The 12,413-nt window shown below is 36.1% G+C and carries 10 protein-coding genes and 1 tRNA gene; 7 read left to right on the plus strand and 4 right to left on the minus strand.

The window, feature by feature from the left end; all coding sequences use genetic code 11:
• The first annotated feature begins 89 nt into the window (after window positions 1-89).
• From IW22_RS24515 to IW22_RS22040, 3 genes are all read left to right on the plus strand, one after another.
• On the plus strand, window positions 90-236 hold the full coding sequence (locus tag IW22_RS24515) for a hypothetical protein (RefSeq protein WP_165571918.1): 147 nt from the start codon (window positions 90-92) through the stop codon (window positions 234-236).
• Between the two features lie 709 nt (window positions 237-945).
• Entirely contained in the window at window positions 946-2,277 is a 1,332-nt protein-coding gene (locus IW22_RS22035) for a hypothetical protein (RefSeq protein ID WP_131401779.1), read from the plus strand.
• A gap of 10 nt (window positions 2,278-2,287) precedes the next feature.
• Window positions 2,288-2,860, plus strand: coding sequence for a DUF6705 family protein (locus IW22_RS22040; RefSeq protein ID WP_034731382.1), 573 nt, complete (start codon window positions 2,288-2,290; stop codon window positions 2,858-2,860).
• Window positions 2,861-3,092: 232 nt separating this feature from the next.
• Here IW22_RS22040 and IW22_RS22045 read toward each other — a convergent pair.
• Window positions 3,093-3,163, minus strand: a tRNA-Gln gene (locus IW22_RS22045).
• 256 nt (window positions 3,164-3,419) lie between these two features.
• On the opposite strand from IW22_RS22045, the gene der reads away from it, so the two are divergent.
• Window positions 3,420-4,730 (plus strand): ribosome biogenesis GTPase Der, encoded by a 1,311-nt coding sequence (gene der, locus IW22_RS22050; RefSeq protein WP_034731385.1) that lies wholly within the window; start codon window positions 3,420-3,422, stop codon window positions 4,728-4,730.
• Window positions 4,731-4,813: 83 nt separating this feature from the next.
• Window positions 4,814-5,467, plus strand: coding sequence for a uracil phosphoribosyltransferase (gene upp, locus IW22_RS22055; RefSeq protein ID WP_034731387.1), 654 nt, complete (start codon window positions 4,814-4,816; stop codon window positions 5,465-5,467).
• A gap of 3 nt (window positions 5,468-5,470) precedes the next feature.
• On the opposite strand, the gene IW22_RS22060 is transcribed toward upp, so the two are convergent.
• From IW22_RS22060 to IW22_RS22070, 3 genes are all read right to left on the minus strand, one after another.
• A complete protein-coding gene (locus IW22_RS22060; RefSeq protein ID WP_034731390.1) occupies window positions 5,471-6,160 on the minus strand; it encodes an alpha/beta fold hydrolase in 690 nt (229 codons plus the stop codon).
• 180 nt (window positions 6,161-6,340) lie between these two features.
• A complete protein-coding gene (locus IW22_RS22065) occupies window positions 6,341-6,994 on the minus strand; it encodes a ComF family protein (protein WP_034731393.1) in 654 nt (217 codons plus the stop codon).
• A gap of 92 nt (window positions 6,995-7,086) precedes the next feature.
• Complete coding sequence (locus IW22_RS22070) at window positions 7,087-8,574, minus strand: helix-turn-helix domain-containing protein (protein WP_081874009.1); 1,488 nt, start codon at window positions 8,572-8,574, stop codon at window positions 7,087-7,089.
• A 125-nt stretch (window positions 8,575-8,699) separates the two neighbouring features.
• Between IW22_RS22070 and aceB the strand changes: the two genes are divergently transcribed.
• Together aceB and aceA are read left to right on the plus strand one after the other, a co-directional pair.
• The gene (gene aceB, locus IW22_RS22075) at window positions 8,700-10,277 is read left to right on the plus strand and encodes a malate synthase A (protein ID WP_034731401.1); all 1,578 of its coding nucleotides are present in this window, start codon (window positions 8,700-8,702) and stop codon (window positions 10,275-10,277) included.
• Between the two features lie 142 nt (window positions 10,278-10,419).
• Window positions 10,420-11,700, plus strand: coding sequence for an isocitrate lyase (aceA, locus tag IW22_RS22080; RefSeq protein WP_034731406.1), 1,281 nt, complete (start codon window positions 10,420-10,422; stop codon window positions 11,698-11,700).
• Window positions 11,701-12,413: the final 713 nt, after the last annotated feature.

Genomic DNA, 12,413 nt, shown 5'->3' on the forward strand with positions numbered 1-12,413 from the left:
AAAGTAACGCTTTGAACAAATGATTTTAGTAAGTCATGATATATATTTGTGTCATCAATTAGATCAGTTTTCCCATAAAAAGTAATACAGTGAGAAATTATACAGATGATGAATTAAAAAGAATTAATAAAACTTACAGGCTGACCAAGATGCTGAAAAAGTTTGAGTTTATGTTTTATCTGGCTCTTTTTGTTCTGATCGTTTATTGGGTACTGAAAAATATGATAGCCCGATAGAATTTTTTATGAAGGGTTGGGAAGCTTAAAAAAATTCTAGAGGGTTTTAAAAAAAACACAATTGATGAAAAGAAAAAATAACCGCTTTTTAAAAGCGGTTATTTTATTTGTTATATGTTTATTATGAACTGAGTATGGTGTATGGGAATTAAAATGGCACAGTCTCAAAAGACGGGTGCTAAATTCAATACAATCAAATCAGGAAGGCTTCATTATCAAAATATACCTTTTGATTTTTAAAGAACTTAAAAAAGTATTTTATAATGATACGCTTTGGAAGTGGTATTTAATATAGCGCGTGTAAAAGGACAGAATTTCCAGTATCAAAAAATGGGAACAGTTTTTATGCGTGCCAACATTCACATACAAAGAGTACAGCATTTGGGATAGCATAGAGATTTATTCAACGTTATTATCAATTACCATTCTATACACTGGCTGCACCTATTACCTTCTCTATGCTCTAAAGCTTATTATAGATAGGTTGAAAAAGAACTTTAGTAAAGAATAGGCTAATAGTTCACAAACTATTTATAGTGCGACAAGTTATGGCGTATCAATAATTTATCTTGATAAAAGAAAAAAGATTAGATCAAACTATGGGAAAAACCCCATATAGTGAATTAAAGATTATTTATAAATTAGCAACCAAAAATTACAAATACTTAATGAAGAAAATTTATCGATCAAGCTTATTTTCAATGCTGCTTTGGTCGTTTCTTTGATTTCCTGCCGTTCAGAGGACCTTCTTAACAGTAGTGAAGAACAGCAACCCTCTAAGTTTAGAGTATTTACTGCTCAGGAGAAGGAAACTGTCAATTATGCGAAAGGTTTCAAAACATTATTGGAACGCTATGATGAAATCAACAATGTCCAACACACTGCGAAAGCATTAAGAAAGGCATTTAAAAATTCATCAGAAATGGCAGATGAATATGTAGAACTCAATATCCGTTCTCAGGATTTTACTACAAATACCAATGAAAAATTCACACTTTTCCCATTAATTAAAAACCGGAAGGTTGATGGAATTATTATTGCCATACTCAAGGAGAATGGTACTCAGGTGGAGTTTTTAAAATTGTCTACAGAAGCAGAGAACTATAGTAAAATGTTGGAAATGTTTGGAGAAGCCTATCTTAAAAATACGCTAAAACAAAGAATTGCAGCTAAAGGAAATGGTAATTGCAGTTCTGACGGATCCCCTTGTGATACAGGAGAGGTCGTTATCACTATGCCTGGAACAGGAGGTACTCTTCCAGGAGGAATTTGGAATGGAGGACCTCCTCCTGGAGGATGTCAGCCTTATGACAACTGTCTCAATCCTGAAGGTCCTGGAGGAACTGGTGGCGGTGAAGGAAATGGGCCTGAAAATGGACCCAATACACCTGCAAATCCATGTGAGCAAACAAAGAAAGTTATTAACAATGCTATATCCAAACCAGCAATAGATAATTTAAAAACAAAATCTACACAAGGAGGAGAGGATGGTTATAAAATTAAAGCAGACGGAACGCCTTCAAATGTAATACACGGAGGTGCCCATAGTGTAAATTTTGGAGATAAAACAGGCTATTCTGGTGGTTACCACAATCATACTCCAACGGGAATACCTATGTTATCACCAAATGATATTGACCAGCTTTTAGGCTTTGCAAGAGCACAACCAACTTCCAATCCTGCAAATGTCAATAATGCTTATGTGGGTATGGTAGCACCGAATGGCATGCATTATGTTATTTGGTTTAATGGAACTTATGAGGATGCTGTAAAAACTTTTTCACAGGAGGACATAAATAATTATAAGAATGATTACATAGAATTGGAGTCTGATTTAACAGATGAAGCAAAAAATGGAATGACTTACATGAATGGTGATGGGTCAATTAATAATCTAGGAGTGGAAAAACTTTTTTTTGAAACATTAAAGAATATGGAGTTGGAAGGTAAAGTTAATCTACAAAGAATTGAAAGTGATGGCACAGTTAAAATCATAGGATTAAACAGCAGTAATCAACCAATTTCAACAACTTGTTCGTAAATAATAAAATATGAAAATAATAAATATTAAAACAATTATACTTTTTAGCTTTTTTATAAGTTTTTTATCTTGTAAAGCGCAAGTACTACCATTGAATACAAGTATGACAGATATTCCTCTCAATGCCCATTTAAAAGATACTAATAATGAACTTACTCCATATATAGGAATTTATAGAGCTAATTTTCAGGGGAAAGAAATTACCTTATATATAACTAAAGAAGAAGATAAACTGACGAAAAGATTACAAAAGAATTTTTATAGAGATGCTTTAGTAATAAAATACATTGTTAAAAACTCAACGGGTGCAATTTTACAGGATACAAAAAATAATAATATCCCTAATATCGAATTGTATAGTATTGGCACAAGACCTTATCAAAATTCTGTTATAATGAGCTATAGCGGAACTAATTGTGGTGTCGGATGGGGTAAAATAATTATGAAAAAAATAAATTCCACACAGCTTTCGTGGGAATATAAACCTAATGATATTATTCTTGATGATAGCAAGTGCCCTCCTGGAACAGATATCAACATTTATCTTCCTGAAACAAAAGATTTGATTTTTACTAAACAGTAATTACACTTAATATCTATAATTGGAAAATGATTGGTTCTACTTTAAATAGGTAAAGCCAATCATTTTATTATTTGAATCAAAGTGAGACGGTTATTATTTTCTTTGCTGAAATACAATCAGATTCAAATAAGTTAAATGAGATGCTCTTTTACAAAAAGGGAGACTAAAATCTTGACCACATGACCAAAATAAAAAAGCAATCAACTGATATTCAGAAGATTGCTTTGCTAAGTAGACCCACAGGGATTCGAACCCCAACTGATGGTACCAAAAACCAGAGTGCTACCGTTACACCATGGGTCTCTTTATTTTGGTGGCGCGAAATTATAAAAAATATTTGATTGAAAAAAATATTTTTTGACGGATTAACAACTGAAAACACTGTGTCTGTCTGTAATTGTATGATTTTTAATAAAATAGATTGATGAATAATTTTGTTTTGTAAACAATTTATAGAGACCAATTTTCAACGGCTAAATAATAAAATCTTATCTTTGCAAAAAATTGGGCTCCAAAAGTTGGAGATACCCATTAATAATTTCATTTATTAAACATTTTTATGTCAAATATTGTCGCAATCGTTGGGCGTCCCAACGTAGGAAAATCCACACTTTTTAACCGTTTACTAGAAAGAAGAGAAGCCATCGTAGATTCTACGGCTGGTGTTACCAGAGACCGTCATTACGGGAAGTCAGACTGGAACGGAGTAGATTTTACAGTTATAGATACAGGCGGATATGATGTAGGAACGGATGATATTTTTGAAGAAGAGATTCGTAAACAGGTTCAGCTGGCAATAGATGAAGCTACATCTATCATTTTTATGATGAATGTAGAGGAAGGCCTTACTGATACCGATTACGAAATTTATGAACTTCTGAGAAGAGCAAATAAACCCGTTTATATCGTTATCAATAAAGTAGATTCTGCCAAAGAGGAAATAAATGCTACTGAATTCTATCAGTTAGGAATTGAAAAATATTACACTTTGTCTTCTGCTACAGGTTCCGGAACAGGAGAAGTCTTAGATGATATCGTTAAAGATTTTCCTACAACAGATTATAAAGATCCTTTCGAGGGCTTACCAAAAATTACGATCGCAGGTCGTCCCAATGTTGGTAAATCCACTTTAACGAATGCTTTGCTTGATGTAGAAAGAAACATCGTAACTGATGTTGCAGGTACTACAAGAGACAGTATTCAGACTCTTTATAATAAATTCGGACACGAATTTGTTTTAGTTGATACTGCCGGAATGAGAAGGAAATCTAAAGTAAATGAGGATTTGGAATTTTATTCGGTAATGAGATCTATTCGTTCTATTGAATTTTCAGATGTTGTGATCATTATGGTGGATGCAACGCTTGGCTGGGAATCTCAGGATATGAATATTTTCGGTTTGGCACAAAAGAACAGAAAAGGAATTGTGATCGTTGTGAATAAGTGGGATCTTATTGAGGATAAGCAAACCAATACCGTTAGAGATTTTGAAAATTCAATTAAGGAGAAGATCGGTCAGTTCAGTGATATTCCAATTCTTTTTGTTTCAGCATTAACGAAGCAGAGAATCTTGAAAGCCGTGGAAATGGCAATGGTTGTATACGAAGACCGTAAGAAAAAGATCAAAACTTCAAAATTAAACGAAGTGATGCTTCCTATTTTTGAGCAGACTCCGCCACCGGCTAACAAAGGAAAGTATATTAAAATTAAATATTGTGTACAGCTTCCAACGCCGTCACCACAGTTTGTATTTTTCTGCAACCTTCCGCAATATGTAAAAGAACCTTACAAAAGATTTACTGAAAACCAACTGAGAAAGCAATTCGGGTTTACCGGAGTTCCTATTGAAGTGTATTTCAGACAGAAATAAAAAATAATCCCTTTTAGATTTTTCTAAGAGGGATTTTATTCATATTAAATTTAATATTTTTAATAAAAAGTTTTTTCAGAATAATGAATACAATTGTATTGTCAAAACAGTTTTCTTTAATAAACTCCTGGATCAATGAGCTTAGGAATATAGACATCCAGCATGACAGAATGAGATTCCGTAGAAATATGGAACGTATAGGTGAAATTGCAGCGTTTGAGATCAGTAAAGGATTAGAATACAAAGAAGTAGAGATTCAAACCCCATTAGATAAGATCAAAGTTCAGGAAATAGCTGTTCAGCCGGTGATTACCACTATTTTGAGAGCAGGAGTTCCTTTGTTTGAGGGAATTTTGAGCTACCTGGACAGAGCAGACTGTGGTTTCGTTGCTGCCTACAGAAAGCACGATGCCAACGATTATTTTTCTATCAAACAGGATTATCTTACTTGTCCCAACATTGAAGGAAGACCATTAATTGTAGCTGACCCCATGTTGGCAACAGGAGCTTCATTAATTGAGGCCATCAAAGACCTTTTGACAAACGGAACGCCGACCCAGCTGCATATTGTAGCCGCAATTGCTTCAAGACAGGGAGTAGAAACCATCGAAAAAGCTTATCCTGATGCAAAAATTTGGGTAGGAGCTATTGATGAAGGATTGACTTCAAAAGGATATATCACACCAGGACTTGGTGATGCCGGAGATTTAAGCTACGGCGAAAAACTACAACGATAAATATTAGGAGAGATTCCAGAAATCTTTCATCAGATCAGATAATAAATTAGGCCGTACTTTTTCCATAGGATGTTTTGTATCCGGGAGTATGGCCAATTTTGCATTCGGGATACTTCGGTAAGCACGGATGCTTTCCTCAATACTCACCATATTATCCTTATCTCCGGTCATAATCTGGACAGGAATATGGATAGCCCACAGACTGCTTTCATTCAGAGGGGGATTTTTACCAAGTGAAACCATCATCTGAGCAATGGCTGGCAGTAATTGCTTCCATCTGGCGCCATGCTGATTTTCCAGCTGTTCGGCATATTTCGGAACTTTTAAAAGAATAGCTTCCGGATCAAGCATTTTACTTTCCTTTAAAGCCTGCTCCTCGGTCCAGTTGAATTTTGTACCCAAAGTCATGATGGAATTAATTCTTTCAGGATATCTAAGACTACAGTTAAGTGCAGCATAACCTCCCATACTGTGTCCGAAAATACAGACGTCTTCTAAGTTTTCCTTTACCAAATAATCCCTTATCTCCTCAGTATATTTTTCAATGCTAATACCGTTTTCAGATAACTCTGTACTTCCGTGTCCTGAAAATAAAAACGTATGGATATTGAAATGCTTTGACAACTCCTTTTCATAAGGTTTAAAAATATCAGAGTGTCCCAATGCACCATGCAGTAAAAGCAGATTTTTCATAATCAAAAGTTTACCCGAAAATTAGGAAAAAGAATTGAATTTTGGGCTATGGGGAGGAGAGGTTGAGGGGCAGAGCGTCCTCGAGTGAAAGTGTTATAGAGTTTTAGGGTTGCTGGTTGATAGTTCGGATCTTGAATCTCGCACCCCGAACTCTAAAAACCCTCATACTCTCAAACACTCTTACGCATCAACTGCCATCACCAAAACACTCACCCGGTTATCCCCGGAATTCAAAATCTCCCAGGCAATGGATGAAACCGTATTTCCGGTAGTGAAAACATCGTCAATTAAAAGAATATGCTTTCCGGAAATTGATTTTGAAAGAGAAAAGGGATTTACTGTTTCCAGGCGGTGTTTTTTATCTTTTAAGGCCTGTGCTTTGGAATAATGATTTCTTTGAATAAGTTCATGATCGAATGGAAGGTCATAAAATTTCGACAAAGTTTCTGTAAATAAATGGAGCTGATTATAGCCTCTTTCCTTTAATTTTTTAGGATGAAGCGGAACTGAAAGCAGCAGATCCGGTTTTTCATCTTTGAAATCCAGACGTTCTGTAGTCCATTCGGCAATAGTTTTTCCTGTATTTTCCCTGCTTTTATATTTTAGCTCATGGATGATTTTCTGACTCAGTCCATCCTGTTCAAATTTCATCAGAGCATATGTATTTTCAACGGGAAACAGGAGTCTGCACTTTTCTTTAATGATGTTATCACCGAAATATTCAAAGTGTGTAAAATGAATCTGCTCAAAACATAAACTGCAGACTAAAAGCTTCGCGTCTATGATCCTGCTGCAGTGAATACAGCGGTTTGGGAAAAATAAATCTAATATCATTTGTGTGTGTTTAAATTAGAAGTTAGATGTTAGAAATTAGAAGTTAGATGTGGGAGTTTTTAATTTTTTGACTACAATTCAAAACTCATAACTTATAATTCATCACTCATCATCTGTTTTCTGATCTTCTCAATTGCGTTTTTCATACTAAGGTTAAAATGTTCCTTTTCAAGTCGGACCGGCGGGGCCTGACGTACTTCACAATCCGGAATACTGCAGGATTCGCAGGTGACACCTACATTCACCGTTTTTAAAGTTTGGGATTTTACAAAACCAATTTTTTTAATGGTCTGGGAATTCAGTAAAATACCAAGACAATAGCTTCTGTTGCTGCCGTCTGAAAACGGGTTTTTCTGTGAAGTTGAAATCACCAGATAGCTTACACCCTGATCCTTGTAGTGAGAGATTTGCGCATCGGTAAGTGTTTCGTTCTCCTTTAAATGGTGTAGATTTTTCACAGCAATCCATCTTCTGCAGTAATGTTCATTCATAGCGTTCGCGTGCGGCGCTTGCTGGTGATTCAGATGAAGTTCCTTTAATATCTGGATCTTATCAGAATCTTTTTTCTTGACCAGACACAGATAGAATAAATCTTTGATGCCCAATTCAGATGATAGCAAATTGGTCAGTCGGTAATAAAAAGTTTCAGGAGAATCTGTAAAACTTTCAATCAGCGCTTCAAAACTTTTTGGCTCCCAGGTATGTTGAAGTAAAAATTCTGAAGTTTTTTCAAGCGTTTTTTCTTTGGAAATTAATAAAGCACCTGCGAAATAGGAAGCATAAAAATTGTTCAGAATTTCTTCAAAACTTCCAAAATCCAGCCATGAATAGGTGTTTGGACGTATTTTAAGTTCCAGAACATTGAACCCAATTTCTTTCGCTAAAATAAATGTTCGCTGATCTTTTTCAAGTTTCCTGTTCAAAAGCAGTAATTTCTGCTCAGGAATGAAAAGTGAACGCAGATTATCCAGAGTTCCGAACTGTTCAAAATCCTCAGATCTTATACTGTAATGAAACTTTTCAGTAAGAATAGTCTCCAAAACAGAAGCTCTTAGATCTTTACTGATATCCAATCCGTTTTCTTTGATAAATTCTACTGTTTTCTCCTCAATTTCAGGGAAATGATTATCATAAAGCTCCTGAAAAGATCTAAGTACGGCAAAGTAAAAACGTTCCTTTCCTAAATTATAATTCTGGGAAATCTCAATCAGCGCATTGATAAAAGCAGTCACCTTTTTGGGAGCATCACTGATAATGCTGATCAGATTGTTTTTGCTGATTCCAAAAAGATCCAATGGGACTTCTTTAAAAAAATCTGACTGTAGAATTTCGTTGAATGGGGCTAAACTTTTATCCAGTTTGGTGGAAACCAGTTCATCAAAAGTGCAACTCAGAGATTCCGAAAGCTGGATGATCTTATCATGCTTTGGATATTTTTTTCCGTTTTCAATTTCGTTAAGGTAAGATTTAGACAAACCGGTCTTTACCGCAAGATCCTGCAGAGACCAGTTTTTCTTTTGTCTAAGCTGTTTGAGCTTTAGTCCGAAAACTGTTTTGATAAAATCGCTTTCTGAATTCATAGTCAAATATAAATAATTGGATGCGATTATCCGCATAATAAATTTTAAAAATAATTAGCGAACGTTCGCTGTGTGTGAATATTTTTATTTATGTTTGTAACATCAAATCACAAAATCAATAGGTTATGGAAACCAGGACTCAATTAAAAATAAAAGCTCAGAAGCAGTTTGAAGAGGTTTTTACTCCAGAACTGACCGATTTTCTGACAGCACTCCATCAGAATTTTAATCAGAAAAGGTTGAAGCTTTTAGAAGAAAGAAAAAATACACAGCAGCTTTTTGATTTGGGAAATCTTCCGGGATTTTTACCAGAAACTGAAGGGGTGAGAAACGGAGACTGGACTTGTGCACCACTTCCTGTTGACTTATTGGATAGAAGGGTAGAAATCACAGGACCCGTAGATCGGAAAATGATCATTAATGCACTTAATTCCGGTGCGTCCACTTTTATGGCTGATTTTGAAGACAGCAGCTCGCCAACCTGGGAAAACTGTATTCGAGGCCAGATTAATCTAAAGGATGCTATAAGAAGAAATATAGATTTCACTGCTGAAAATGGAAAATCTTACGAGCTTGATGAAAAAACCGCTATTCTTCAGGTGCGCCCAAGAGGATTGCATCTTCAGGAAAAACACATAGAGATCAATGGTGAAGAAGCATCCGGCTCACTAACAGATTTTGGAATTTACTTTTTTAATAATGCAGAGCAACTCATAGAAAATGGAAGCGGTCCTTATTTTTACCTTCCGAAATTAGAACATTATAAAGAAGCCCGCTGGTGGAATGAGGTTTTTGTTTTTGCTCAAAATTATCTTGGAATTCCTACAGGAACTATCAAAGCAACTGTTTTGATTGAAACGATTACAGCCTCTTTTCAGATCGATGAAATTTTATTTGAATTAAAAGAACACAGTGCAGGCCTGAACTGCGGAAGATGGGATTATATTTTTTCATTCATCAAAAAGTTCAGAAACCTTCCTGAATTCATGGTTCCGGACAGAGATCAGGTGACGATGGCTTCTCCTTTTATGAGTGCTTACTCAAAAAGAGTGATCGAAATTTGCCACAAAAGAAACGTTCATGCTATCGGTGGAATGGCGGCACAAATTCCCGTAAAAAACGATGATGAAGCCAATGCTGCTGCTTTTGAAAAAGTAAAAAAGGACAAAGAGCGTGAAGTGAAAAACGGCCACGACGGAACCTGGGTGGCACATCCTGCATTAGTACCGATCGCAAAAGATATTTTTGATCAGCATATGCCTGCCAAAAACCAGATTGATAAAAAGTTTGATTACCATATCAAAGAAGCAGATCTGCTGGAAGTTCCACAAGGTGAAATCACTGAAAAGGGTGTAAGAAAAAATATCAATGTAGGTATTTTATATCTGGAAAGCTGGCTGATGGGAGTAGGTGCAGCAGCCATTTACAATTTGATGGAAGATGCCGCCACGGCAGAAATCTCAAGAACACAACTCTGGCAATGGCTTAAAAATGATGCTAAGCTGGATAACGATCTTATCCTAACCAGAGAAATGATTCTTCAATGGGAGGCTGAAGAAATAGAGTACATTGAAAAATATGTAGGCGAAGAACGCTTTAAAAACGGAAAATTCAATTTAGCAAAAGAACTTTTCAATGAACTGGTATTCTCGGAAAAATTCGAAGAATTCCTGACCTTGAAAGCGTACCCGTTTATTGGGTAAGAGAGTTTGAGTGTGGGAGAGTTTTGGAATTTGGGATTCGAACTGACCACTATTAATCGACAACTCTAAAATTCTCCTACACTCAAACCCTCCCACACTTATACCCTCCAACTTAATACAAAAACAATAAATCCAAAATATTATGAAAACAAGACAAGAACAGATCCATGCTATAGAGCAGGATTGGCTGAACAATCCCCGCTGGACCGGAGTAAAAAGAACGTATACCGCTGAAGAAGTATTAAAGCTACGCGGTTCTTACACAATTGATTATACCATTGCGACCGAAATGTCCAAAAAATTCTGGGACAAACTGAATAACCAGGATTATGTAGCCGGACTTGGTGCATTGACAGGAAACCAGGCGGTTCAGGAAGTCGACGCAGGGCTGGAAGCGATTTATCTTTCAGGCTGGCAGGTGGCTGCAGATGCCAATCTTTCCGGGGAAATGTATCCCGATCAGTCATTGTATCCGGCGAATTCAGTGCCTTCTGTGGTGAAAAAGATCAATAATGCTTTATTAAGAGCGGATCAGATCCAGTCGGTAAGTGGAAAAGGAGATAAAGAATATTTGGTTCCGATTATTGCAGATGCTGAGGCAGGATTCGGAGGAAACCTTAATGCTTTTGAACTGATGAAACAGATGATTGAAGCAGGAGCTGCGGGCGTTCATTTTGAAGACCAGCTTTCTTCGGCAAAAAAATGCGGGCATTTGGGTGGAAAAGTTTTGGTTCCTACTCAGGAGGCTATTAATAAACTGATTGCAGCACGTTTGGCTTCAGATGTACTGGGTGTTCCAAGTATTATCATTGCAAGAACGGATGCTGATGCAGCAGATCTTCTGACCTCTGATATTGATGAAAGAGACAGGAGATTTGTAACCGGAGAAAGAACTTCCGAAGGTTTTTATGTAGTCAATAATGGAGTAGAGCAGGGAATTGACCGCGGACTTTCATATGCGCCTTATGCAGACCTAATCTGGATGGAGACTTCTAATCCCGATCTGGAGCAGGCCAAAAAATTTGCGGAAGGAATTCATGCTCAGTTTCCGGGGAAAATGCTTGCTTACAACTGTTCACCATCGTTCAATTGGGCGGCAAGATTAAGTGTAGAAGAAATGGCTAATTTCCGTGAAGAGCTTGCAAAAATGGGGTATAAATTCCAATTTATCACACTGGCGGGCTTCCATGCACTGAATACTGCGATGTTTGAACTTGCTTTAGCTTATAAAGAAAGAGGAATGGCAGGATACTCCGAACTTCAGGAACGTGAGTTTGCGCTTCAGCAAAAAGGTTTCAGGGCTGTAAAACACCAGTCATTTGTAGGGACAGGATATTTTGACGAGGTTCAGAATGTGGTGACTAGCGGTTCTTCTGCAACAGTAGCGATGAAAGATTCTACGGAAACAGCACAGTTTCATTAATTATTTTCCATCAATTTTTATATATACAAACCTTCTCATTATTGAGGAGGTTTTTCAGGTGCAAAAGAAATTAATCAGCAGATGAGATTGTGAAATAGATGGAAAACCTCAAGGTAATGCATTTTAATTATATAGATTCAGGATGGGCGTTTTTCTGTTAATTTTTATAATATATCTTATTTGTGTTAATTTTTTACACGTTTTATAGCTGTGCTGTTGTCGTTTTTCTGTTAACAAAGCATTATCTATTAAGAAAAGATGTGTTAACTAGTCCTTTGTTAATAGTTGATAATCAATTGGTTATTAATATTCATTGTTAACTGCTCTTCTAAATGCTTTATTTTTTTTACCATTTATATTAGTTTTGAACAGAGCGAAACACGATTGGATTTTATGACATTATTTCGTTTCTGAAAAGACCTTATAACAATTCAATGAAAAGTAAAAAAGAATTAAAAAAAATACATCCGATCTTGCAGATTGGTTATACAAAAAATTGGTGCCCCTGCCAATGCCCAGAATTTTAGATCATCACTGTAAACAGTATGGAGTATCTCGAAAATAAAAGTAAAAATGAAAAAGGATTTTCCACTGTACCAAATTGAATAGTTAAGATATTAAAAAGGTGATCATTGCTATAGGGAAAAAGTAGATTCTAAAAACACAAATGATGATGATGAAGTATGCGCCGCTGGGCAGGCCTGCTTCATCTT

Origin of the sequence: Chryseobacterium sp. JM1, assembly GCF_000737715.1 — a bacterium.
In the GTDB taxonomy this organism is placed as follows: domain Bacteria; phylum Bacteroidota; class Bacteroidia; order Flavobacteriales; family Weeksellaceae; genus Chryseobacterium.

Bases quoted from the DNA above. Each gene is read 5' to 3' on its own strand.
- upp (WP_034731387.1), top strand. From the start codon at position 4,814: ATGAATACAATTGTATTGTCAAAACAGTTTTCTTTAATAAACTCCTGG.
- aceA (WP_034731406.1), top strand. From the start codon at position 10,420: ATGAAAACAAGACAAGAACAGATCCATGCTATAGAGCAGGATTGGCTG.
- der (WP_034731385.1), top strand. From the start codon at position 3,420: ATGTCAAATATTGTCGCAATCGTTGGGCGTCCCAACGTAGGAAAATCC.
- IW22_RS22040 (WP_034731382.1), top strand. From the start codon at position 2,288: ATGAAAATAATAAATATTAAAACAATTATACTTTTTAGCTTTTTTATA.
- aceB (WP_034731401.1), top strand. From the start codon at position 8,700: ATGGAAACCAGGACTCAATTAAAAATAAAAGCTCAGAAGCAGTTTGAA.
- IW22_RS22070 (WP_081874009.1), bottom strand. From the start codon at position 8,574: ATGAATTCAGAAAGCGATTTTATCAAAACAGTTTTCGGACTAAAGCTC.
- IW22_RS22060 (WP_034731390.1), bottom strand. From the start codon at position 6,160: ATGAAAAATCTGCTTTTACTGCATGGTGCATTGGGACACTCTGATATT.
- IW22_RS22065 (WP_034731393.1), bottom strand. From the start codon at position 6,994: ATGATATTAGATTTATTTTTCCCAAACCGCTGTATTCACTGCAGCAGG.